This window comes from Tunicatimonas pelagia, assembly GCF_030506325.1.
In the GTDB taxonomy this organism is placed as follows: Bacteria; Bacteroidota; Bacteroidia; order Cytophagales; family Cyclobacteriaceae; genus Tunicatimonas; species Tunicatimonas pelagia.
The window spans coordinates 2,624,410-2,647,604 of record NZ_CP120683.1; the positions used below are offsets into that span (position 1 = coordinate 2,624,410).

Consider the following 23,195-nt stretch of genomic DNA (forward strand, 5'->3'; position numbering starts at 1 on the left):
CAGTTCCACAAAGGAGGTATTTGTCCCCTTAGTATTTCCCAGTAATATTTATGAAAAAGTTGTACTGAAAAGGGGTGGCTAAGAAGAAAGTATTTTAGAAGAAAGCTGCTTCTTAAGATGTTGAATCATCACCTCGCTCATATCGGCTAAACTGTAACGCGACTGCCACCCCCAATCTTTACGAGCCACCTGATCGTCAATACTCTCGGGCCAACTATCGGCAATCTGCTGTCGAAAATCAGGTTCGTACTCAACCTGAAAATCAGGAATATGCTGCTGAATAGAAGTCGCTATTTCAGCCGGAGTGGTGGAGAAGCCTGCTAGGTTATAGCTAGAGCGTGTGCTAATTTTATTGGCTGGTACCTGCATAATTTCTAGAGTAGCCCGCACAGCATCCGGCATAAATAGGAAGGGAAGTCGCGTATTGGGGGCAAGAAAACAGCGATAGACCTCGCCTGCCACGGCTTTGTGGTAAATAGCTACGGCATAGTCGGTAGTGCCTCCGCCCGGCAATGCCCGGTGGCCGACCAAACCTGGGTAGCGCACACTCCGCACGTCTACCTGAAATTTCTTAGCGTAATAAGCGCACAGTCGCTCTCCCGCCAACTTGGTGATACCGTACATGGTGTCAGGTGAAATGATGGTTTCCTGCGGGGTATCTATTTTGGGAGTAGTTTCTCCGAAAACCGCGATTGAACTCGGCCAAAATATCTTGCGAATTACTCCTTCTCGCGCCAGCTCCAGCACATTCAGCAAGCCATCCATATTGATCTGCCAGGCCACTAATGGGTATTTTTCCCCACGTGCCGAAAGTAGTGCTGCTAATAGATAAACCTCCTGTATTTGCTGTTCTTGCACAATCGCACGTAGCTGGTCAGCATTCAGCACATCTAGTTTGATAAAATTTTTCCGGTCAGATGGGGTGATATCCGAAGGAATTACCTGATCTTCACCGTAAAAATCTACCAGGGCATCCGTCAGTTCTACTCCTAATTGCCCGTTCGATCCAACCACCAGCACTTTGCCCGTGTCTGCCATAATATGTTGTTTCTGTATCAGTCTCCTAAATCTCCGCAAAGATAGCGAATTGCTAAAATTCATCGGCTATCCAAAGGGATAATATGGCTAACCAAACCGAGATAAAAAGAAAATAAATGAATCAAGAAACTATGCATTTTATACGACTAGAAAACCTAAATATTGAGTACAATCTGAGTGGAAATAAAGAGAATGAAACGATTTTATTTGTCCATGGACTAGGAGCCAATCTCAACCAATTTGAAAAGCAGCACGAATATTTTAGCGACAGTTTTCAGGTTTTGTCGATTAACTTGAGAGGCCACGGAGAATCATCGTTTTCATACCAGCCCAATCAACCTGATTTTACTTTATCAGCTATGCGTGAAGATGTGATCAAGGTGCTTGATCATCTAGCAATTGAACAGGTACATTTTGTAGGAAACTCTATGGGTGGAAACGTGGGCTACGAATTACTGAAATCACATCCATCACGCCTGAAAACATTTACCACGTTTGGCACTACGGCTGAGCTACAAAAATCTAAACTAACCATTGTTCTGATGAGAACTATGTACAAGTTGCTTAGCTCCCGAACTCTTGGTAGTCTGTCCAGTTCTTCGGGAAATACCGCGTACTCGAAGCAACTCATCAAGAAGATGATGTCTCAAATGGCAAAATCAACTGTGCTTGCCATCATCCCCAATATTGCAAATTTTAATTATTTAGCGGTAATCCGAAACTCAAAAGTGCCCGCCATGATTATTAAGGGGGGTAAAGATCAGGAGATCAATAAAGTGATCGGTAGTACGATTGAAGAATTTGAGCAACGAGGCAATTTCCAGCTGAGAAATATGACTGAAGCCGGGCATTTTGCTAACCTTGATAACCCCGAACAGTTTAATCAACTACTAGAAGATTTTTATAATAACCACTAGCAATAACAATAGCTATTAGTCTAATTATTCATCCACTATGTACGAAACACTAAAACCCGCCTTAGAAAAAGAGTTAGCTGAAATTCGAGAAGCCGGCTTGTACAAGTCCGAACGTATTATCACTACTCCGCAAGGTGCCGTTATTAAAACCGACGCGGGAGAAGAAGTTATTAACTTTTGTGCGAATAACTACCTCGGCCTTTCTTCTCATCCCCAAGTGATTGAAGCCGCCAAACGAACCATTGACACCCACGGCTTCGGTCTGTCGTCGGTGCGCTTCATCTGTGGCACCCAGGATATTCATAAAGAACTGGAACAGAAGATTTCCGACTTTCTGGGCACGGAAGATACCATTCTCTACGCGGCGGCTTTTGACGCTAACGGCGGATTGTTTGAACCACTGCTCGGCAAAGAAGATGCGATCATCTCTGACCAACTGAATCATGCTTCCATCATAGATGGAGTCCGTCTGTGCAAAGCCATGCGCTTCCGCTATCAGCATAATAATATGGCTGACTTAGAAAAACAGTTGCGGGAAGCAGACTCGATGGGTGCTCGTCACAAAATCATCGTTACCGATGGGGTGTTTTCTATGGATGGCACCATTGCCCAATTAGATAAAATCTGCGATCTGGCCGATCAATACCGAGCTTTGGTAATGATTGACGAATGCCACTCTACTGGGTTTATGGGCAAAACCGGGCGGGGTGTACACGAACACTGCGATGTGATGGGTCGGGTAGATATTATCACCGGAACATTGGGAAAAGCCTTAGGCGGGGCTTCCGGCGGGTTTACCGCTGCCCGCAAAGAGATTGTAGAAATGTTACGGCAACGCTCGCGCCCCTACTTATTTTCCAACACCTTAGCTCCATCTATCGTAGGCGCATCCATTGCCGTACTCGATATGCTCTCCAGTACTACCGAACTGCGCGATAAACTGGAAGACAACACCACCTACTTCCGCCAGAAGATGACCGAAGCCGGATTTGACATTAAACCGGGCACCCACGCTATTGTACCGATTATGCTGTACGAAGCCCCGCTAGCCCAACAGTTTGCCGCTCGATTACTAAAGAAAGGTATCTACGTGATTGGCTTCTTCTATCCAGTAGTTCCCCAGGGGCAAGCCCGCATCCGAGTACAAATGAGTGCCGCCCACGAACGAGCGCACCTCGATCAGGCAATTAACGCCTTTGTAGAAGTAGGAAATGAGTTGGGGGTATTGGTGGCTTAGAACTTTAGGTCAGAAGAATTATAAGGGTAAAAAGCTTACATTTCCCCTCCAGCACAGTAGGAACTATCTTTCCTATTATCTTATTTCGAGAGTAATACGAACTACCATTGTTTGATCGTTACCATGTCGCGTACAACATCTAAATATTTCATGCGCTATTTATTTTGCTTATTTCTACTATCTGGACTGAGTTTATCTTTGGCTTTCGCCCAGGACGAAAAGGATAAAAAAGAGGAAGAAGAAACCGTTGAAAAACCCTTTGCTCCAGATACTTCAGATATTTTTCTGGTTGACCCGGCTACGCAGGTTCCGCTTACGGTAAACCTGGAAGCAGAAGAGGAGGAAGAGAAAGAGGAGAAAAAAGCAAAGAAGAAGAAAAAGCGAAAGAAAAACGTTTTCTACAATATTAAAACTAAGAAAGGCTTTGCCCGCTCAGCCCGGGGTGGAACCGATGTTATTGAAACATTTCACTATCTGAAGGAATTCGAAATGCCCGACCCTTACGTGCGGGATGTCTACTGGTACGATACCAAGCGTAAGCAAATTCGTACTACACACAACATCACCAAGAACAAAGCACTGATTCTGCATGGTCCCTACAAAAAAATGACCGTTGATAACGAAATTCTGGAAGAAGGCATTTTCTACAAGGGCACTAAGCACGGTCGGTGGACGAAGTACAGCAAGAAGGACATTTTGCTCGACAAAGAGAAATACACTCGAGGCTGGCCCCGGGAGTCAGAAATCACCTACTACGACGAAGGTAAACGTACGAAACCCCAGGAAGTGATTCCGGTGGAATACGGTGAAAAAGAAGGTTACTATTTTTACTTTCACCCCAGCGGGCGTATCGCAGTGGAAGGAGAGTATCAGGAAGATCAGAAAGTAGGCATCTGGACGGAGTTTTACGATTACGACCGTCGACCCAAGAAACAGATTAAATACACCGATGATCCTTACGACGACGAAGCCCGCCCGTACACCATGAAAGAGTGGAGCCCTGAAGGAAAAGTGGTTTACGAGCACAAGAAGGACACTAGATAAAGATCTACTTCCAAGAGTCTAAAAAAAGTTCGTCTGTCTCCTTATTACTGCTTACTAAGTAACAACTCAACCCGGGCGTCCTGACTGTTTTCTTCCTGTTCACGGCGCAGGGTAATGTTGGTGGCATTCATTTGTGAGTTGCGCGTCTGATCGCCAAACTCACAAATGAAGGTATCATGATTTTCAATCATCAGAGTAAAGACATTGACTTTGGAAAAGCCTTGATTCTCTCGGGTACGTTGCAATTGCCATCGCTCTATTCCTTGGTAAAGAGTATCATTGCGCGTGTATTCAAATCGTAGCGTATCATTATCAAAAATAAACTGACCTAGGTTCCCAGCTTCATCCACTCGATTGTCTCCTGAGTTATCGTAAATAGATATAGCTTCGTTCACCTGCCATACTCCTTGTAGTGAGTCAACCCCTTGTGATGTATCATCGTCTTTACAAGCTGACACTATCAGGAAAACAAGTAAAATAATCCAAAAAAAGGTATCATTCATTCGCTTGGTGCTATTCATATCGTAATCTTCTTTGAATATTGTAATTACTTTCGCCGAAAGTAAGTTAACATAAAACTGAGATCTCCAGCACAAGAAATCAAAATAACCGCTCTAACATATTTTACAATTAACATCTCACTGTTCTACCTGTCTCAGTATCATGGCAAAATAGGGTTCACCAGGTAAAGATACTTCATCGTCTTTAACGTATTTTCCGTCCAGTCGAGTTATATCACCACTTACGGTATTTACCAGATCAATGGTAAATTTTTGGTTTTTGGGTAGCTCCGATAAAACCCAGGAAGCATTTTGATATTCGCCTAGATAATACAAATAGTACTCGTTTGGTATACCTGCCAATATCCAGTTGAGTCGCCAACCGTTACCCATAGGCGTTAACTGCCCAGGAATACCATCCAGTACCTTGCCTAAGGTCTTAAGTTGGTGGGCAGATTCTCCCACAAAAGTACCGCCTTGTCTGAAAAACTGATAGTTGGTCTTGGGCTGAAAGTAGGCTTCGCCGTGCGTGCCATAAGCTCCCAATATGGTCATCAGCCAAAATCTGTGACGGATTACATCTCCGTTTAGCGCAACAATTCTGGCATCGCCATTTCCTTCGTAACAAAATTCATCAAAAATAATCGGCTTTTGATACTCCTCCCGAAGCGATAGTGCCCGCCACCAACTCTCACTCTGAATACTCGCGTGCGTCACCCAAGGTTTAGTATGATCGTACCAAACGCCAGCATTGTGATTGGAACGTAAATGTTGATAGGGATCATGTTCTGCAAAAAAGTGGAAGTAATCATCCCAATCGTCCACGGTGCGATGGGTCATTAAATCAAATTCATTAGCCATTGACCACCACACATTACGAAAGGCACCGAATCGGGCGTTGACATAATTTAGATACAGATACTGTTCCTCCTTATCCATTTGATCAAAACCCCAAACACCTTTATCGTAAGGGTGAAAAAGGACAAGATCAGCCTGAATACCCATACTTTGTAACTCGAGTATATATTGCTCGTACTTTCTAAAGTATTCAGGATTAAATCTAGTGAAGTCCCATTTTTTGCCACTCCCCTCATACGGATATTGGGCAAGTTCTCTTCCACTTGGGGCGTGAGGTAATATCATGAACCGTACTTTGTTGAACGGAGAATTCTTTAGAGACTTCAGACTGTTTGTTCTAGTAGATTCATCTTGTTGTACCCACCCGTAAGCAGTTGTACCTAATGGGTAGAACGGTGTGCCATCTTTGTAAGAGAAGTGAAAAGTATCTTGTACCACAATCGCTCCCCAATTTCCAACTTTTGGCGATACACAAAGAAAGTGACCTTTCTTATCATCAAGAGCCTTATTGTTACTACGAGTAGTATACTTCCATCGCCCTTCCTTTTGAGGCATAAAACGTATTTTATAGGAATCTTCGCCATCGTAAAATCCATTAATTTGAACAGTGTCGGTATCGTTGTAAAAAATTGCTTCCAGTTGGATATTAGTAAATGGATTACCCGTTACGGCAGCCTGAAACTCGATCTCAAAGTAGCCCCACTTTTCAACCTTCGTTTGGGCATAAACATCGGTAGAAGACCATCTGGCTAAAGCTAGAATTAAAACAATAGAGAGATTTTTCATAAGAGTCGTCACTTTTAACTGACTAGTGGTGAATTACCTACCGTATTTTTTATGCGAAGAATTTACAACGAATATCTTTAAACGAGAGAAATTCGTGTTGAATTTGATGCTAGCCGAACACCGGCGTTAGGCTTTGTTTCCCATCAAGATGAACTACTCCTCTTTTATTTTTATATTTTTACTCTATACTTCAAGCCGCCTTTCGTACTGAAGCTATTAATTCAACTATGCTACGCACCTTCTTTTTGGCAGTCACTATTGCCTACATCACTACCGATGCTTGCGCCCAAGATTCTTCTGAAAACCCTATACAAGCTATTCATTCGCTCATTGATCAGTACGCTCAAGCGCGGGAGCAGCAAGATACCGTTTTGCTGAAACAGATTTTGACTGATGAAATAGATCAGCTAGTTTCATCGGGAGAGTGGCGAAGAGGAATTGGTAAGGCCAAGGAGGGAATGATGCGTAGCTCACGCCGTAATCCGGGGGAGCGAACGCTGACGGTAGAGCAAATCCGGTTTATTACTGAAGAAAGTGCTATTGCTGACGCCCGCTACGAAATCAGAAACGCTGATGGTGAGGTTGTTAGAAAAATGTGGAGCACTTTTGTAGTTGTTTATCAGGAAGATACTTGGAAAATTTCGGCTATCCGCAATATGCTTCCGGCTAAATAGAACCACGTTTAAGGACAATTTGCCATTTCATCCAGCATGTTTTGCAAGGTGTCCGTAACAAGGACTAATGCTGGCGGTGTATCTGGTTGTTCAAAGAATACGCTATGCTCGAAGGAATCTGACCTAAGCCCTACCATTCTGACTGGGGCATCAGCACATCCTGGACATCCAATTCGTTCGGGTAACGCTAGCAAGGCATCTATATCAAGCAGACTATTAAGCAAAATCCATTCTTCAGTTGTAGTGCTATCAATGCATATTATATCAGGCGAACCATTGTTGGCTCGACTTACATACTGCTTAACTTCCTTATTGACTTGAGTGTATAACAAAAAGGGTGTAACTCAGGCAGCTTTTTGGTAAAGAGCTTGTTGTTCGTGTTTGACTACTGTTTGTAGGTAGTTGTCCCAATCGCCGTTCTTTCTGACGGCTCGTAGGTTGAGCATATTCTGCGCACCTTGTTTTCCCCAATGCATGCCGTTTCTCTCCATACGGCTCTTTACAAAATGTCCACAGGCACTTTCCACCGCTCCGGTGGTGATAGGAAATCCTAGCTGTAGATAGGTTTTGTAATCTACCATATGCTGATGGTTGGTCAGGTAGGTGATGGCTCGTTGGACAGTGTCACGCTTGTATTGAGACAAGGTAGCCTGTTGCAAGATAACTTGCCATTGCTGTCGTACCTCATCATGCTGGCTGTCTAGTAACAAGGCGGCTTGGCTTCTCACCCAAGCAAAACGATTGGGATGCTTCTCCCCCCAATGAGCGTTAGCCACCTTCCAAACGTACTCTAGCAAGTGAATAAAATCCAGTACGTAGGCCTCTACCCGATGGGTAACTTTCTTTTCTTCTACCACTTGCCGAACTGCTTTTTCTAAGGCTCGGTCACCGTCTATCAAAACGATGATCGGCTTTTTTGCACTAGCATCGCGCCGAAGTAGGTTTTCCACCCCGTAGCGGATGGCCCCTACCTTGTCTGAGAGAAAGGCTCGTAGATGCTTGTGCTCGTGCCAGGTATGCCCTCCATCGGGCTTCTGCGGCTCATGGGTAGGGCAAAACAAGCTCTCTAAGAGTTCTTGAGCCTGCCGGGGCCGCGGGGTAAACGAACTGCTCAGGCTTACTGTGGCTTCTTTTTTGACCCCCTTCTTCTGTCCTTTGCTCAGACGAACCGCCGTACTTTCCTCAGCTCGCTGAGTTTCGCTGCGACGAATGGGCACCCCCTTACCGTCAAAGCCTACGCTCAAATGAGTACCATCTTCTATGTTTTCCCAGGCTTGTTGCTCATAAAAGTCTTTTACTTGCTCGCAAAGCCTGTAACTACACCGTTGGCTTTGCATACCCCTTAGGGGATGACCTAAGATGCGCTCCAACTGCTCAGCACTTTGGGCAAAGTCCATCTCGGTGGCCCCATACCCTAACCAATCATCCAATACGTAAGAATAGTTGCTCTTGGGTAAGCCCAACGCTTCGTCCAGCCGGTAATAGCTCTTACCAGTGGTTGAGTAATACTTGGGGCGGGCAATGGATAACGGGCCAAAAATGCTTCGGTAAGGCCGACTACGCAGCCCGGTGTTCTTCATCTTTTCCCCTGCACGATCAACGGGAACCCCCTGAACAGCGACTACCTGTTGTATACTCAAAATGTAGTATTCTAACAGTTGAAAACCTAACTGCAATAAACTGGTAAACAAAGACCGCTCTACCTGATGAATTCTCATTCCTTCTTTACTTCGGGCATCCATTTGGGCTATTATCTGATCTAAGTGTTGTCTTATCTGGTTGATTTTTGCTTCCTTTACTTCCATAGCGAGTTTTTTTGATGGTGGTTGAAGACCTCAAAATTAAGGGAATCTCTGCATTCCCACTCGCTTTTCCTCTGCACCCAATTCGTTATACACTCTATTGACTTCTAGCGTTGTAATGCAATACCCTAAACATTCGGGCGCACCTATGCTGTAACTGATAACTGGAGATGATAGTGTTGTGAGTTGAAGCTCTTCTTCTCCGCAGGAAAATATAGTAGTTGAAGAAAAAACGATAATCGCGAATATTTTCTTCATAAAGCACTTGGGTTTATTATCTTGAGACCCACTAAGTTTCAATATCGTTGTAACTAAGACTAAATTGCTACCCGAAGCCCAACAATGGATTGACCGCCTGCAAATGCAACCTCATCCCGAAGGCGGATTTTATAAAGAAACGTACAAAGCATCCGATAGCATTCCTGAGCTAGACCGTAGCTATTCTACGGGCATTTACTACTTACTACTGGAAAATGCTTTCTCAGCCTTTCATAGAATTAAATCGGACGAGATGTGGCACTTTTACGCGGGCGAAACGCTAGAGGTGGCTGTTTTGTACCCGGATGGTTCTCTCAAGGTTCATCGTCTCGGATCAAACTGGGAGCAGGGAGATCGATTTCAGTTGGTAGTTCCGGCCAATCACTGGTTTGCTTCGCGCATGGCTGACCCAACCACCTACGCTCTGGTTGGCTGTACCGTTGCTCCCGGCTTTGATTTTAGCGATTTTGAAATGGCTGACCGAGAAAAATTACTAAGCGAATTCCCGCAACACGAGACCACTATTCAGCAGCTTACTCGCTAATCATGCTCATAATTACCTGTTTTTAAGTACAGTATTTTCATAAAAAGGATTGAAGCCTACGCAACGTGGAACTAAGGGGCTGAAGAACTGAATATTAGCAATTTATCAGTTCTTCAGCTCCTTAGTTGTTCTTGGTCGTCTCACCGTGTCAATCATTAAGGGGGTTAAAGACTCACCGGTTTTATGATAAGGCTGTGTATTTTCAGATAGATTTTATACGAATTTACCCGAAAATGCGTAATTTTTACGGGCAACCTACAACAAATAATTCTATGAAGCTCGCTACCTTGTTTCTTTTAAGTGTACTATTTACTGCATCTACTTTTATTCCTGATGATTACCAACTGCTCCTGAGCGAAGATTTCGAAGGAAAGCAACCGCTAAAATCCTTTGAAATGACCGATCGGGCCGCCTGGAAAATCAGTAAAAGAGATGATAACCGGGCGTTGCACCTATTTGCTGCCAGTGACTACCAACCTCGTGTTCGTTCCCCGCGTAACATCGCCATGCTTTCTGATCAAATGTACGGCAGCTTTGTACTGGAAGCTGATCTGATGCAAACCGGACGCGAGTACGGTCACCGCGATATGTGCTTGTTTTTCGGAATGAAAGACCCCAGTAATTTTTACTACGTTCATCTGGCTACTACGCCTGATCCGCACGCCCACAATATTTTCTTAGTAAACGACGAACCCCGCGTAGCTATTGGCGAAAAAATATCCGACGGTATTGATTGGGGTGAAACCAATCAGTGGCATAAAATAAAAATTGAGCGCAGTGTAGAAGAAGGTACTATCAAAGTCTACTTCGACGATATGAAAAGCCCGATTATGGAAGCCACCGACACCCACTTTGCCGAAGGCTACATCGGCTTCGGCTCGTTTGACGATACCGGAATGGTGGATAATATTAAGATTTGGGGGCCAGAAGCCAGCGCACCTTCCGAATCGTTTTTTGTCTCAATGAAAAAATAGCGACTATCTCATCTTTTCGTACAAACCATTAATTTCCCGCTCGCTGATTTTATCCTGATAAACGACTAAGCGATACCGAAGTACCGTAGGTTCTTTATCAGAAATTAGAACGGGTTCTCGGCCAGGATAGACCGGGTTCTGCATACTGTTTTTAGTACGTAAAATCCATTGGTTATTGGGAAGCGGGTTATTCGGGTGAGCCATTACTACAATGCCAGCCTTTTCGCCATTAGTTGCTAACGAACCGGATATATCCATCCAAGGTCCCGCTTCTACTGCTTCAGTTTGAGCGGTCACTTTCCCACTGGTAGAAGTAAACTGAATATCCTTCGGTAGCTTCATTCTCACTGAGAATCCTCCGTAGCCCTTCGCATCTTCTGAACCACCTATTTTTAAATCAGGCACCAGGGCTAGTAGCGAGATCTCAAAGTCCAGTACCCGATAACTTTCGGTAGCAGGGTGAATCTTGATACTGGCTTCCTCGGATAAGAAAGGTTGCTCTTCCCCTTGCCCATCCGTCCAATTAGAAGATTTCCAGTAGGTTTTCGTATAAAGTGTACTGTCTTCTTGCTGTACTTCGTAAACATCCCAGCTAAAATCTTCACATAGCCAGGCATCGCCAATGCGTTTATCCCCAATGAATACTTGGTGCCACGTCCAGAAAACACCCCGGTGGTGTGGGTGGTCGTCGGGAAAATCTTCGGTGAGCACCGTTCCGTCTAATCCGTATAACGGATGGACATAATTTGATCGGGCGTACTCGCCATTCTGCGACTTGGTTTTTTGCTGATAAAAGAAGATGCGCTCGTCGTTTTCTTTCACCCAAACTCCACCCTCAGAATACTCAAATGTAAGGGCTTGAGCGGATAACAAACTCGACTGATCGCAGGAGCTAAATAGTGTTAGTAGAAGTAGGTAGGTGTAGTATTTCATTGGTTAGCTAACAGCAAAAGTTAATAAATGGGCTAAACTCGCTTACAATACTTGTTTAAGCTGAGGCCCGAGGTGAATGGAAGCGGGTAATGCCTTTGCGGGATACCGTTTGCTCCGCGTGCCATAGATCGTAAGTGGCTTGCATCCGAATCCAGATACCGGCCCCAGTGCCAAAGGCCTCACCAAGTTTCACAGCCATTTCTGGCGAAACCGCTGCGCGTTCATTAACTACCTTCGATAAAGTGGATCGAGCAACACCTAACCCTTTGGCAGCTTCGGTGACGGTAAGCCCAAGTGGTTCTAAACAATCTTCCCTAACAATTTCGCCTGGGTGTATCGGTGGCATTCCTCGTTTTAGCATCGCTCTTGTTTTTCGTTAATGATAATCTATATAATCCACATCAAACACATGACCATCTTCCAACAGGTTTAAAATTCGTCTGATCTTACGGGTTTGAGCAGCAGGTAACCTGCTTTCATCATTTCGCTCCCAAAGACGTTTTAAACCTCGGTGCCTAATTGATTGTATCGCACGCGAGTGTAGCGCGTAACGTTACGAAAGTCAGTAAGGAAAAGCAAACCCCAATAGTTCTATAGTGCTTCTATGTGAACCCAGAACCTATGAAGAGGAAGACCGACGGCAGACAATAATGGTTCTATCTAATAACTTGAAGAAGAATTATTAACCTTTTCTCCTCATTAATAACCTGTAGCACTACTTTAACTTCATTTCTGATACTGCTCTTCGCCAATATTATTCTCGAAGCCTTCTCTAATCCATTGATTAATTTCAGGAGCTGTCAGGGCAGTATTCCAATTAGCTTTGGATTGTTCGTACATCTTTTCTATAAGTTCTTCTGTGGCACTTCCCAGTCCCATCGTTGTTGCATATTCGGTCAAGTCACGGTTCATATCGGGGGTCGTACTCGTATAGTTGGCAGTCGGCTCAACCTTCCCTTGCCAAACGTCCAGGGTATAAAGCTCGCCAAAGTAGTTGAGGCACGCATTTGCCTGGTTGTCGTCCGGGCTACAGCTATAACTGTTGTTGGCAAGCGTAACCCCCGCTGCCTTTAGGTTTAAAGTTACCAGACTAGAATTTTCGCCTAATATCAGGTCATTGTTTACTATTCTGACATTTTTAAGATTACTGTTTTTCTCGACCGTAATAAGCCCAAGGCTATTATCAGGCGACAAGAACCCTTCGCGCATTATGTTATATACAACATTATTAGAAAAAGTCACATTAGCCATTTTAGAACCCGGTTTTAATCTAAAACCGTAGGTACTGCGTAACTCCAGATTTCTCTGATGAGCCACTATGTTATTATCAAAGATCCCGTTTTTAATATCCGATGCGTCTACACCCCAAGAAAGTGCACGGTTCGTAGGCCGACTAAGACCATTGGATAAAATTACGTTGTCCAGTACTTCAACACTGTGAAAGCGCAGTGGATTATCGGTATTGCCCCCCAGGCTAATTGCTACTTCGTTGTCGTAGTAAAGATTATTTTTAATTAGCAGGTGCCTTGATTTGCCCCAACTGTCGGACCGCCATTTGTTACCTATGGATGAAGCCCGGAAAAAGAGATTGCCTCTGACAATAATATTGTTGGCACTAGAAAAATAAATATTGTGATTATACATGGTTGCCTGCCCATTGGCCCTATTATCGTCACCGTTAATTGATTGGGTTGCCCAGCCATTATGATCGAAGAGATTCTCTTCTAAGAGTAGTGAAGGCACTGTCTTGCTTCTTGCTGACCCTTTATAAAATATTCCTGACGAGTGACTATCGGTAGAATAGCTCCAAGCAATTATAGATCGGCGAATGGCTATCCGTTTCATAGGTTTGCCCGGATCAAGCCTATCTTGGATGGTGTTCTCTTTATATGCCATAAATACGCAGTCTTCTATCAGCACATCTTCTATGTCTTCATCTTCATCAGACAAAAAATCAAACCCTCTTTTTCCCTCGTGGCTTACAAATTCTGTACTTTGGGTATCCCGGGTGTGAGCCCAAAAATATAGGCTGGCTACAATAACCCGATTGGGCCGAAATGTTTTGATTCCTGCTTTTGTACCAGTCTTCAACAACGGACGCTTACCACTACCGTAAGCACTAAATACTGATCGCTCAGTGCCCGAACGTCCGTCAGTTAACTTCAAAGATTCTTCCCACTCTTCGCCCCTGGCCAGCAGCATCCAATCTGGTTTACCATTGCGCATTTGCCCGTACGCTGCTGCTATGGTTCTAAATGGCTTGATTGCCCCGGTAGGTTGGCTCGGATCGGAGCCAATGGCACTGTCATCCGATTTATAAACAACGCTGGTGGCATCGTTGCCAGTAGTAGCATTTACATAGATAATTCTACTATCTGCGGATGGGGAGAGAACTGTCCAACCCTGGGCATCTTGCCCTGGCAATAGGAAGTCAGCCTCGCTTACGGATGCCAAAGTGCCCCGTTGTGCACTACTGTTTTCTACTCGTACGGTAGGGTTCAACTCCTCAATCGAGCACGATGATATTACTATTAAGAAAAAGCATGAAAGTAAAATAAGGCGAAGTGATAGCGTAAGGTTCTGCATAATTGTCTCAATTTTTATTGTACCGGTAATAGACTAATCAGATGATGCTTGATTCAAGTCACCTCTACAATTACCGCTTAAACCAATGTGCAAGAACCTTTACTGCTGAAGGGAAAGCGAATTCTTCTATTATCAATTATAGCAAAAATATATGAATTAACACAATCCCAAGAAATCTAGATTGTAATTTGTCACTAGTGTATCTGGCGTCATGGGTTCTGAGTCGACGCTATCTTCCCACGGTGAACTTAAGGACATGTTTATATTGAACTACAACACCGTCATAGTAAGGAAGTATAACGAAGCTATCACACGACGACCACCTCCTCTATTGCAGACGAGGGCGAATTACCACTTCTTCATTGATCCAACAACCTACTTGCATGACCTCACCCTTCTTGAGGTCTTCCTGAAAAATTTGCTCCATCGTCGGAAATTGCTGCTCGGCTTGCTGCATCAAATCACTTCTCCCCGCCCGTTGGTACATTTCGTAAGCCGCCCAGTACACCGCCCGATCCTGAACAATTGACTTCCCGCCTTTACAATTGTCAAAACTAGAAAAATAGAGATCACCGATCAGCTTATGCGCTTCCTTCTTAGAAGTATTCTGCTGAATTGATTTCCGGGCGGCTTCCCGGGCTTGGGGCTTACGGTTATTCCGTTGATAGTGCTGCGCCAACGAATACCACAACTCAGCCTTTTCATTATTTTCTTTCGCCAGAGTAATCGCTTGCTGCCAGTAGGTTTCGGCATTCTGGGGCTTATCCCTTATTTCATAAAGTTTGGCAATCGTCTTAGCCGTACCTACCGATGGTTCGTACCGAAGAACTGTTCGCAAAGCAGTCATGAAGGATAGCGCATCGCTACACTGATAAGCTAAAGCTAGCGCAATCACTTTCTTCGCCCAATCTAGCTGGGTAGTATCTTGAAGAAAAGGATTACCAAACTTTTCCTGAATAGTGGCACAATCTAGCGTAATTGTTGCGATGAGCAATTTGTCCAGCAGCTCCTGCTTCTCTTTCGCATCAGGTTTACTTTTTTGCTGAAGCACTTTCGAAAGTTGATCGTAGCGATGGAGTATTTCTTCATCCGATAATTCGCTACCCCCGGCTTTTCGGTAGCGCCGTATCACATCCAGGTAAGCAACCAAGTTGGCACTGGAAAATTGCTGTTGACTCACTTGAAAAGCGTGTTCAAAGACTTCTAGTAACTCCGCGTACTTTTCAGGTTTATCCCGATAGTACTGATAAGCCGCGTGCGCTTTACGGTTCATTACCTTCGCTTCATCTGAGAAGTACTGGATGCGCTGGTCATACAGGTTAAGCTGCTGTCGTTGATACTGCTCTCGTTTTTCTGGATCACCCGTCTCGGCTACTAACCCTTTAAATAACTTCTCACCCTGAATGTATAAAGTAGGAGTAAGATCGGGAGCTTGATTTAGCAACCAACGGAATGATTCTAGTGCTTCCGCGTAGGTCTTAGCCCGAACCCCATCGGTAAATAGCACCCAATTTGTCTGAGCTTGCGCCGTATCGTCTGGCCAGTTTATTTCTTGAGCATCAACCACTTCAGTCAGGCAAAGAGTTATTATCATCAACCACCATTTCATACTAGCGAGGGTCATTTAGCAAGGTAGCCGTTCGTAGTAGTTGCTCAAAGTCTTGCCAGTCGGTATTGACCGTAGGTTTTGCGCCGTGCAGCCAAGCTTCTAACTGCTTGAACGTCAGCGTACCACTGTACTGCGACTGCCGTAGCAGCATACCAAAGCCCGCCACTGTAGCCGATAACCGAAAGTTTTGGGAAGACTTAGCAAACGTATTTTCTGAATACCTGACAGGTTGCTCAATCAGTAGACTTTGCTTACTGCCGATGGGTTTGTAGCGCAATTTGAAGGTCAGTAGCTCGTTGGCATTGGCCTGATCGGTTACGATACTTTGCTGATAGCGCAGTGCGGTAGCAGTACTCACTTCCTGGTCGGGTGGAGTAGGAATAATTTCATATAGAGCCGTCACGGTATGCCCCGCTCCTAATTCCCCGGCATCCTTCAAATCATCATCAAAATCTTCGCGAGAGAGCAGGCGGTTTTCGTAGCCAATTAGCCGGTAGCTTTGTACCTGCTGGGGGTTAAATTCCAGTTGGATTTTTACATCTTTGGCGATGGTAAACAGGTTGGCCCGTAGCTCGCGCACAAACACTTTTTCAGCTTCCTGAATGTGATCAATGTAAAAGTAGTTACCGTTACCCGCATTGCTGATCTGCTCCATGCGTCCGTCCTTATAATTACCCATTCCAAATCCGCAAATGGTCAGATAAATATCCTGCTTGCGCTTTTCTTCAATCATCCGTACCAAATCACCGGTAGACGATGTTCCGATGTTGAAATCACCGTCGGTAGCCAGGATTACGCGGTTGTTGCCGTCAGCAATAAAGTTTTCTTTCGCGATTTGGTAAGCTAGTTGAATACCCGCGCCCCCAGCGGTGGAACCTCCCGCCTGAAGATTATCCAAAGCTTTAAATATCGTATCTTTATCCGATGCCGGGGTAGACGGCAGTACCATTCCCGCCGCTCCGGCGTACACCACCATCGCCACCCGATCGGTAGGTTTCAGAGCATCAATCAGCAAGCGAAGTGATTTCTGTACCAAAGGCAACTTGTTCGGCTCATCCATTGAACCGGAAACGTCCACTAAAAAAACCAGATTGCTGGGCGAAAGCTGCTCGTAGTCCAATGACTTCCCCTGAATACCCAGGTGTAGCAATTGATGCTCGGGGTTCCAAGGACATTGGGCTACTTCGGTAACTAAAGCAAAAGGATGCTCGCCCTTCGGTTGAGGATATTCGTAGGAGAAGTAGTTGACTAATTCTTCAATACGTACTGCATCCGGCGGAGGCAATTCGTGGTACTGCGTCAGGAACCGACGCACATTACTGTAGGAAGCGTTATCAACATCGATAGAAAAGGTAGAGAGTGGATTGTCCCATACCGCTACAAAATCGTTCTCGTAGATTCTGTCGTATTCCTCCGTATTAAAATTGATTTCTGGAAGTTCTTCAATAATCATAAATATCTCATCAGCTTCTTCTTCATCAGGAATGGCTTTTATCTCCGGGGGAAGTTTGATATCAGAGGGAGGAGCATTCGGGTCAGGTTGATAGGTAGGGGGAGGTGTTACATACGAATAATCATCACTTTGATCTCCCTGAGACTTATTATTATAACCTTTCTCGTGGCAGCCATTAAAAAGTATAACTAATAAAATGAAAAGTGCTCCAGACATTTTAAATCCCCCTTTCTCTCTCTTTGGAAAAGAGGGAGTTGGGCTACGTGATTTTGCACTCTCTGTTTTTAGTTGATTCGGGCATTTTACGTTTCGTTTTGACATAGCGCATAATTTTGATGATGCCAAAACTTAGCGAATTGGAGTGACGACTAGAAAATTTACCCTTGCAAAGCATTTGTAGATCATTTTACAAGGATTGTAAACGTTTTACAAAAGCTTATATCTTTTAGAACGTTACCTTGGGTAGATGCCAGAGCTTGCTCAAACATATTTTCAGCAATTAAAACGGGATATTGTTCAAAAGGTGCGACAATCTCACCCGCAGCTTGACGCCGATATTAGCTCATGGAAAGGGCAGGAAATACGTTTGTTTCAGCAGGATTTAGAGGAAAAAGCCAACGGGCGAATTAGTGAGAAGTGGTTTTATACCCACATCAAATCAGATCAACCGCAGTTACCTCGCATCGATATTCTTAACTTACTGAGCCAGTACGTAGGCTACACTGATTGGGAAGATTACCGCAGTCGCCGTACCGCTGTCAGAAAACTATTTCAGGTACCCTCTGCTGCTCAAAAATACTTTGCGGGCGCCGGTATTTTTCTGTTGCTAGTCGCGCTAGTTAGTTTATACGCACAGTTAAATGAACCGACTACCTATCAGTTTTGCTTTGTGAATGCCGACACTCGGGAGGCAGTTAATGGTGCTGGGCTTACGGTAGTAGTCTTATCCGAAAATGAGTCTCCCTACCGGGTTCCGGCGGATGAACTCGGTTGTATCGCCATTCGCTGGCGAGAACCGACAATTCGTTTGGCCGTGCAAGGAGCTTACTATCGTACTGATACGATCACCCGCATACTGAACAAAGCTCAAGCGACTGAGCAGATTGGCTTGAAAACCAACGACTACGCTTGGCTATTACGAATTTTCTCTCAGGCTGATGTTAACGATTGGCAGAAACGACGCGCCCAACTAAATACTATGCTGACCGAGGATGCCCAAATCTACCAACTAACCGAAGGGCAAACACTGGGTATGGAGCTGTACAACAAACAGGAGTTCATCAATAAAATGACCATGCCAGTACGAAGCCTCAAAAATATCGAAATTTTAAGTACGAAATTCCGAAACGACCAGATTTGCGAACTACGATTTAAACAGGTGTACGATGAAATCAATCATTAAAATCTTTTTAAGTGACCCTCCCCCTTTGAAAAGGGGGTTAGGGGGATTTTCTAAAAATCCCCCCAAAGCAGTTACTATCAGACTCACTCTATTTTCGTGCTTACTTCTGCTATTGCTAGGACTAACCCGTTGCGCCACCTCGCACCGCGAGAGAGCTATCGAGAATGAATCTGCCGAAGCCACTATTATGTCGGGCGAACTGGAAGCTCAGTTTACGACGGACTATCTTTCAGGCGACCTCTTATATGCCCTAGAAGTACGCGCCCAACAGAAACTCATCGATTTTGCCGACTACGTAACGCTAATCGGTAACCCAACCATAGACAGTACCTTTCGCCAGCAAGCCCAAGAACAAGCCCGTCAGTTATTCATTCATCCGCAAATGCTGGTTGTTTGGGAAGAAGAACAACTCACTTTGGAAAGTTTCTTACACGAGATTGAGCAAAAAAGTGATAATCAGCAATATATCATTCAAGACATTGAGCTCGTTCAACCACTCAGGCAAGACTCTGCTCGACGGGAGCCCACTCGGCAAGACTCCGCTCAGCAGTACTCGGGTTTACTTACTTTTTCCCAACTGCTAGCAACTGAGGGACAGGAGGTTGCTTACCAGCGAAAAGTAGAAATTTGGGTTAAAAAAGTGGATAAGCAATTTGGCAACGAGCACAAACAGGTTTGGGAGGTTTTTCTGGGTAGTATTAAATAACCCTTCTGAGGTTTAGTAACTTTATCTGCGATTTCTTTCCCTAACAACCGATGAACGCCGAACAGATCCTTACCCAACTGCACGATCTAGCAAACCCAACTTATCTGTCTAAATTACAGCGATTCGGTATCCCCACAGATCGAGCACTAGGCATCCGGATGCCAGTGCTACGACTGGCCGAACCTTACCGTACTGTTTTAAGCGTCATTCTACTAAGTACTTGCGTTTACCTGATAATAAGCAGCTTTATTGTTGTATCATTGGAACTATGAACATACCAAGTTTACCTACAGATAGCTTTAGCAAATTCTTAACGGTTTTATCAATCCTTCTTTTAAGTTTTTTCTTTTACAAAATGACCGATTATCAATACTTCGGACAGAATTTAGGAAAAGAGAAGGCACCCCATTAAGTTAGTTTTGCGAACAACTTTAGGGTACCATGAAAACCATAGAGATTCTCCAGACGATAATGGCAAAAATGCCGGACATATCCCAACCCATGCATAAGTTTTTAGTGCATCTTGTACAGGTGTTCTTATCGGCTAAGGGGCGTTATAACTTTACCAACTTGTCGCGCTGGGGCGACCTATGTGAGCGTACGTTTCGGCGTAATTACGACAAAGCTTTTGATTTCAGACACTTTAGTGAGGTGCTCATTGATCTGTTTTTTGCTAACCACTCCTGGATTGCGGTGAGTGACTGTAGCTACGTTGCTAAGAGCGGTAAAAAGACGTACGGTTTGGATAGGTACTGGAGCGGATGCTCCCAAAAAGCAATTAAAGGATTAGAGATTAGTGCGCTGGCTTTGGTATCAGTGAAAAGCGGATTGGCCTTAACCCTATCGGTACACCAAACCCCTGGTGGACTCAAAGACGAGACCAACCGCTTACTTTTCTACTTACAGCAGCTAGTCCGTTGTAGTGCCTACCTGCTCAAAAAGACGAAGTACTGGGTGGTAGACGGCTTTTACGCCAAACAAGCCGCTTGGGATCAGGTAGCTGCGTTAGGTATGTTCATGATCACTAAGTTGCGCGGTGATGCCAATATGAACTACTTATATGAAGGCCCCCAAAAGCCCCGAGGGAGAAAACGCAAGAATGGGGGTAAAGTTCACTGGAAAGGCGATGAGGTGTTAACTCGTTTTGAACAACAGGGTACCACCCCTGAAGGTTGGCAAGTCTATTGCCAAGTGGTTTGGTCGGTAAAGTGGAAGCGAAAGATAAAAGTAGTGATGGTTACTACACAAAGTAAAAGCGGCCGAACCGGTTTGTTCTTGTTAGGATGTTCGGATCTGGAACTCTCAGCAAGTCGTATTCTAGCATACTATCGCTTGCGCTTCAATATTGAGTTTCTCTTTAGAGATGCTAAGCAGCATTTAGGACTCAGCCACTGCCAAAGCACTCAAGAAAAACGTTTGGCCTTCCATTTTCAGGCCGTCATGATGACTTTGAATCTGTGTTTGGTAGAGAATCACTTGCAGGGTAGAACCAGCTTCTCACTGCAAGACGTCAAAACAGAGCATTTTAATACCCGTTGGCTACAAATCATTATTTCAAACTTAAATCTGGACGCTGAGTCAATAAAAATGCACCCCAACTACCCAAAGCTATTGCAACGGGGAAAATTGGCTGCATAAAACTGTCCATACTATTGATTATAGCACATTAGAAAAATCTGTAGAATTACAGAAACTACAGATGAAACTCCATAATTCTTCAAAAACCAGCTTTATCTTTTGTACAATAGTCAAGACTACCTCTGACAGTCGAGGTTTTTGAGAAGCGTTTTCTAAGGCATATAAACACCCCTCAGAGTCCTCTGAATGAGACTATGAGGGGTGTTTGAGGTCTACCACTCTGTTGAACAAGCCGTAATAACCTTTACCGTTTACTCAATATTCTAATTACTCGCCAGCAAATTACACGATTCTACCAGCCGGATAAATTCTTGACGGTAACCTTCTTGATCTTCGCCTTTTGATTCGCGAGCCATTTGGGCTACGGCATCGTAAGTTAGATTTCCTTTGAAATTAGAATCGCGTAGTAGCATACCGAAACCAGCTACGGACGCGGCAAACCGTAGGTTTTCCGAAGCTTCATTAAACGACTTTACTTCACCCGTGAGTGGTTGCTCAATCAGCTTACTAGTGTCGCCATCTGGAGCTTTGTAGCGTAGCTTGAGCGTGAGCCATTCGTCGGTACGAGAAGCAGATCGCTCGGTTTTCTGCTTTTGGTACTTCAAGTCATCTACCGATTTCAGCAAGTCGCCCGCATCTATTCCGGCAGGAATAACTTCGTACAGGGCAGTGACCGTATGACCAGAGCCTAGCTCGCCCGCATCTTTCTTATCATCGTTAAAATCTTCGCTGCGGAGGGCACGGTTCTCGTAGCCAATTAAACGGTGGCCCTGCACTTTGGTAGGATTGAATTCAATCTGAAACTTCACGTCTTTGGCGATGGTGAATAATGTTCCGCCAAACTCGCTGACCAGTACTTTTTTGGCTTCCTGAATATTGTCAATGTAGGCGTAGTTACCGTTGCCTTTGTCAGCCAGCAGTTCCATTTTAGAATCTTTGTAGTTGCCCATACCGAAACCTAACACCGTCAAAAATATTCCTTCTTCCCGCTTCTTCTCAATCATTCGCTCCATGGCCGCGTTGCTAGACTCACCAATATTAAAATCACCGTCAGTAGCCAGAATGATTCGGTTGTTACCGCCATCCTGAAAATTTTTCTTGGCAATATCATAAGCGAGTTGGATTCCCGCACCTCCGGCGGTAGAACCTCCGGCTTGCAGTCGGTCTAAGGCTTCTTTGATCTTCGCTTTTTCGTTACCTGGGGTAGATTCTAATACTACTCCAGCGGCTCCGGCATATACTACCATCGCTACCCGGTCTTGAGGACGTAGCTGGTCGGTGAGCATTCGGAAGGCTTTTTTCAGTAACGGTAGCTTGTTAGAGTAGTCCATTGAGCCGGATACGTCGATCAGAAATACCAGATTAGAGGCCGGGAGATTTTCCGTAGGAATTTCTTTGCCTTGCAAACCAATTTTCAGTAAATGATGCTGCGGATTCCAAGGGCATTCTACCAGTTCAGGATTCACTGAAAATGGATCATCGCCCTTAGGCTGTGGATAATTATATTTGAAGTAATTGACCATTTCTTCTATGCGAACCGCATCGGTAGGCGGCATTTCGCCCTGATTGATAAATCGGCGAATGTTACCGTAAGAAGCAGCATCTACATCAATAGAAAAGGTAGAAAGGGGGTTCTGCGACGATGCCAAAAACGGATTTTCCCGGATGGTAGCGTATTCTTCGGTATTAAACTCTTGCGGTAGTTCATCATCTACTGGTGGATAATACACACCTGATTCCTGCTCAACCACATCGTACATGGCGGGGGCAGGAGCAGAAGAAATTGAATTAGCTCCACGTATTCGCGCTACCGATCCAGTAACCGCTCGTTTATATTGAGGAGCATATCCGGTAACTACGACTTCCGATAGTTCCTGAACATCGGCTACTAGTTGTACATTAATTGCGGATTGGTTTTTAACCTTAACTTCCTGCGTTACATAGCCAATAAAACTAAAAACCAATACATCTTTTTCAGATACATTCTCTATTCGGTACTGTCCGTTCATATCGGTCACAGTTCCGGTTTGAGAGCTTTTTACAATTACATTGACTCCAGGCAGCACTGCTCCGCCATCGATATCTGTAACCGTTCCGGTAATAGTTTGGGTTGGATTAGGTCGCCAGGTGAATGCGGTAAGCAATCCCAGCAAAATTATCATCACTGTTTTCATAAGAATTTCGTTTTGTTTCTTGTAGGATGCCGTGACTATCTAAATTCCACACCGAACCATAA

20 protein-coding genes are annotated in these 23,195 nt (G+C 44.5%); 10 read left to right on the forward strand and 10 right to left on the reverse strand.

What is annotated here, in order from left to right; all coding sequences use genetic code 11:
* Positions 1 to 78: 78 nt before the first annotated feature.
* Positions 79 to 1,038, reverse strand: a complete 960-nt coding sequence (locus P0M28_RS11030; protein ID WP_302209957.1) for an NAD-dependent epimerase/dehydratase family protein — start codon at positions 1,036 to 1,038, stop codon at positions 79 to 81.
* 131 nt (positions 1,039 to 1,169) lie between these two features.
* On the opposite strand from P0M28_RS11030, the gene P0M28_RS11035 reads away from it, so the two are divergent.
* The 3 genes from P0M28_RS11035 (at position 1,170) to P0M28_RS11045 (ending at position 4,236) form a co-directional block, all read left to right on the forward strand.
* A complete protein-coding gene (locus P0M28_RS11035; RefSeq protein WP_302209958.1) occupies positions 1,170 to 1,955 on the forward strand; it encodes an alpha/beta fold hydrolase in 786 nt (261 codons plus the stop codon).
* 37 nt (positions 1,956 to 1,992) lie between these two features.
* The gene (gene kbl / locus P0M28_RS11040; RefSeq protein WP_302209959.1) at positions 1,993 to 3,192 is read left to right on the forward strand and encodes a glycine C-acetyltransferase; all 1,200 of its coding nucleotides are present in this window, start codon (positions 1,993 to 1,995) and stop codon (positions 3,190 to 3,192) included.
* A gap of 150 nt (positions 3,193 to 3,342) precedes the next feature.
* Positions 3,343 to 4,236 carry a toxin-antitoxin system YwqK family antitoxin gene (locus P0M28_RS11045; RefSeq protein ID WP_302209960.1) on the forward strand — a complete coding sequence of 298 codons (894 nt, stop codon included), beginning with the start codon at positions 3,343 to 3,345 and terminating at the stop codon, positions 4,234 to 4,236.
* A gap of 44 nt (positions 4,237 to 4,280) precedes the next feature.
* Here the strand turns inward: P0M28_RS11045 and P0M28_RS11050 are convergent, their stop codons facing one another.
* Complete coding sequence (locus tag P0M28_RS11050; RefSeq protein WP_302209961.1) at positions 4,281 to 4,757, reverse strand: hypothetical protein; 477 nt, start codon at positions 4,755 to 4,757, stop codon at positions 4,281 to 4,283.
* Positions 4,758 to 4,874: 117 nt separating this feature from the next.
* Positions 4,875 to 6,380, reverse strand: coding sequence for a DUF5060 domain-containing protein (locus tag P0M28_RS11055; RefSeq protein WP_302209962.1), 1,506 nt, complete (start codon positions 6,378 to 6,380; stop codon positions 4,875 to 4,877).
* A gap of 227 nt (positions 6,381 to 6,607) precedes the next feature.
* On the opposite strand from P0M28_RS11055, the gene P0M28_RS11060 reads away from it, so the two are divergent.
* Entirely contained in the window at positions 6,608 to 7,054 is a 447-nt protein-coding gene (locus P0M28_RS11060; RefSeq protein WP_302209963.1) for a nuclear transport factor 2 family protein, read from the forward strand.
* A 344-nt stretch (positions 7,055 to 7,398) separates the two neighbouring features.
* Here P0M28_RS11060 and P0M28_RS11065 read toward each other — a convergent pair whose 3' ends face one another.
* Complete coding sequence (locus P0M28_RS11065; RefSeq protein WP_302204760.1) at positions 7,399 to 8,859, reverse strand: ISKra4 family transposase; 1,461 nt, start codon at positions 8,857 to 8,859, stop codon at positions 7,399 to 7,401.
* A gap of 319 nt (positions 8,860 to 9,178) precedes the next feature.
* On the opposite strand from P0M28_RS11065, the gene P0M28_RS11070 reads away from it, so the two are divergent.
* Together P0M28_RS11070 and P0M28_RS11075 are read left to right on the forward strand one after the other, a co-directional pair.
* A complete protein-coding gene (locus P0M28_RS11070; RefSeq protein WP_302209964.1) occupies positions 9,179 to 9,658 on the forward strand; it encodes a cupin domain-containing protein in 480 nt (159 codons plus the stop codon).
* Between the two features lie 272 nt (positions 9,659 to 9,930).
* The gene (locus P0M28_RS11075) at positions 9,931 to 10,632 is read left to right on the forward strand and encodes a hypothetical protein (RefSeq protein ID WP_302209965.1); all 702 of its coding nucleotides are present in this window, start codon (positions 9,931 to 9,933) and stop codon (positions 10,630 to 10,632) included.
* A gap of 3 nt (positions 10,633 to 10,635) precedes the next feature.
* Here the strand turns inward: P0M28_RS11075 and P0M28_RS11080 are convergent, their stop codons facing one another.
* The 5 genes from P0M28_RS11080 to P0M28_RS11100 form a co-directional block, all read right to left on the reverse strand.
* On the reverse strand, positions 10,636 to 11,565 hold the full coding sequence (locus P0M28_RS11080) for a DUF6807 family protein (RefSeq protein ID WP_302209966.1): 930 nt from the start codon (positions 11,563 to 11,565) through the stop codon (positions 10,636 to 10,638).
* Positions 11,566 to 11,620: 55 nt separating this feature from the next.
* The gene (locus P0M28_RS11085) at positions 11,621 to 11,926 is read right to left on the reverse strand and encodes a HigA family addiction module antitoxin (RefSeq protein WP_302209967.1); all 306 of its coding nucleotides are present in this window, start codon (positions 11,924 to 11,926) and stop codon (positions 11,621 to 11,623) included.
* Positions 11,927 to 12,291: 365 nt separating this feature from the next.
* Entirely contained in the window at positions 12,292 to 14,151 is a 1,860-nt protein-coding gene (locus P0M28_RS11090) for a right-handed parallel beta-helix repeat-containing protein (protein ID WP_302209968.1), read from the reverse strand.
* A gap of 328 nt (positions 14,152 to 14,479) precedes the next feature.
* Positions 14,480 to 15,745, reverse strand: a complete 1,266-nt coding sequence (locus tag P0M28_RS11095) for a tetratricopeptide repeat protein (RefSeq protein WP_302209969.1) — start codon at positions 15,743 to 15,745, stop codon at positions 14,480 to 14,482.
* Between the two features lie 16 nt (positions 15,746 to 15,761).
* Positions 15,762 to 17,534 (reverse strand): vWA domain-containing protein, encoded by a 1,773-nt coding sequence (locus P0M28_RS11100; RefSeq protein ID WP_302209970.1) that lies wholly within the window; start codon positions 17,532 to 17,534, stop codon positions 15,762 to 15,764.
* Between the two features lie 145 nt (positions 17,535 to 17,679).
* Between P0M28_RS11100 and P0M28_RS11105 the strand changes: the two genes are divergently transcribed.
* From P0M28_RS11105 to P0M28_RS11120, 4 genes are all read left to right on the forward strand, one after another.
* Positions 17,680 to 18,615: a hypothetical protein gene (locus tag P0M28_RS11105; protein ID WP_302209971.1), complete on the forward strand. Its 936-nt coding sequence runs from the start codon at positions 17,680 to 17,682 to the stop codon at positions 18,613 to 18,615.
* A gap of 112 nt (positions 18,616 to 18,727) precedes the next feature.
* Positions 18,728 to 19,321, forward strand: a complete 594-nt coding sequence (locus tag P0M28_RS11110; protein WP_302209972.1) for a hypothetical protein — start codon at positions 18,728 to 18,730, stop codon at positions 19,319 to 19,321.
* A 50-nt stretch (positions 19,322 to 19,371) separates the two neighbouring features.
* Positions 19,372 to 19,593, forward strand: a complete 222-nt coding sequence (locus P0M28_RS11115; RefSeq protein ID WP_302209973.1) for a DNA alkylation repair protein — start codon at positions 19,372 to 19,374, stop codon at positions 19,591 to 19,593.
* A gap of 169 nt (positions 19,594 to 19,762) precedes the next feature.
* Entirely contained in the window at positions 19,763 to 20,959 is a 1,197-nt protein-coding gene (locus tag P0M28_RS11120) for a transposase (protein ID WP_302203654.1), read from the forward strand.
* Between the two features lie 263 nt (positions 20,960 to 21,222).
* Here P0M28_RS11120 and P0M28_RS11125 read toward each other — a convergent pair whose 3' ends face one another.
* Positions 21,223 to 23,133: a vWA domain-containing protein gene (locus P0M28_RS11125; protein WP_302209974.1), complete on the reverse strand. Its 1,911-nt coding sequence runs from the start codon at positions 23,131 to 23,133 to the stop codon at positions 21,223 to 21,225.
* Positions 23,134 to 23,195: the final 62 nt, after the last annotated feature.

Excerpts from the sequence above, each read along its gene's own strand:
- P0M28_RS11030 (WP_302209957.1), bottom strand. The coding sequence starts at position 1,038 with ATGGCAGACACGGGCAAAGTGCTGGTGGTTGGATCGAACGGGCAATTA.
- P0M28_RS11035 (WP_302209958.1), top strand. The coding sequence starts at position 1,170 with ATGCATTTTATACGACTAGAAAACCTAAATATTGAGTACAATCTGAGT.
- kbl (WP_302209959.1), top strand. The coding sequence starts at position 1,993 with ATGTACGAAACACTAAAACCCGCCTTAGAAAAAGAGTTAGCTGAAATT.
- P0M28_RS11045 (WP_302209960.1), top strand. The coding sequence starts at position 3,343 with ATGCGCTATTTATTTTGCTTATTTCTACTATCTGGACTGAGTTTATCT.
- P0M28_RS11050 (WP_302209961.1), bottom strand. The coding sequence starts at position 4,757 with ATGAATAGCACCAAGCGAATGAATGATACCTTTTTTTGGATTATTTTA.
- P0M28_RS11055 (WP_302209962.1), bottom strand. The coding sequence starts at position 6,380 with ATGAAAAATCTCTCTATTGTTTTAATTCTAGCTTTAGCCAGATGGTCT.
- P0M28_RS11060 (WP_302209963.1), top strand. The coding sequence starts at position 6,608 with ATGCTACGCACCTTCTTTTTGGCAGTCACTATTGCCTACATCACTACC.
- P0M28_RS11065 (WP_302204760.1), bottom strand. The coding sequence starts at position 8,859 with ATGGAAGTAAAGGAAGCAAAAATCAACCAGATAAGACAACACTTAGAT.
- P0M28_RS11075 (WP_302209965.1), top strand. The coding sequence starts at position 9,931 with ATGAAGCTCGCTACCTTGTTTCTTTTAAGTGTACTATTTACTGCATCT.
- P0M28_RS11080 (WP_302209966.1), bottom strand. The coding sequence starts at position 11,565 with ATGAAATACTACACCTACCTACTTCTACTAACACTATTTAGCTCCTGC.
- P0M28_RS11085 (WP_302209967.1), bottom strand. The coding sequence starts at position 11,926 with ATGCTAAAACGAGGAATGCCACCGATACACCCAGGCGAAATTGTTAGG.
- P0M28_RS11090 (WP_302209968.1), bottom strand. The coding sequence starts at position 14,151 with ATGCAGAACCTTACGCTATCACTTCGCCTTATTTTACTTTCATGCTTT.
- P0M28_RS11095 (WP_302209969.1), bottom strand. The coding sequence starts at position 15,745 with ATGATAATAACTCTTTGCCTGACTGAAGTGGTTGATGCTCAAGAAATA.
- P0M28_RS11100 (WP_302209970.1), bottom strand. The coding sequence starts at position 17,534 with ATGTCAAAACGAAACGTAAAATGCCCGAATCAACTAAAAACAGAGAGT.
- P0M28_RS11105 (WP_302209971.1), top strand. The coding sequence starts at position 17,680 with ATGCCAGAGCTTGCTCAAACATATTTTCAGCAATTAAAACGGGATATT.
- P0M28_RS11115 (WP_302209973.1), top strand. The coding sequence starts at position 19,372 with ATGAACGCCGAACAGATCCTTACCCAACTGCACGATCTAGCAAACCCA.
- P0M28_RS11120 (WP_302203654.1), top strand. The coding sequence starts at position 19,763 with ATGAAAACCATAGAGATTCTCCAGACGATAATGGCAAAAATGCCGGAC.
- P0M28_RS11125 (WP_302209974.1), bottom strand. The coding sequence starts at position 23,133 with ATGAAAACAGTGATGATAATTTTGCTGGGATTGCTTACCGCATTCACC.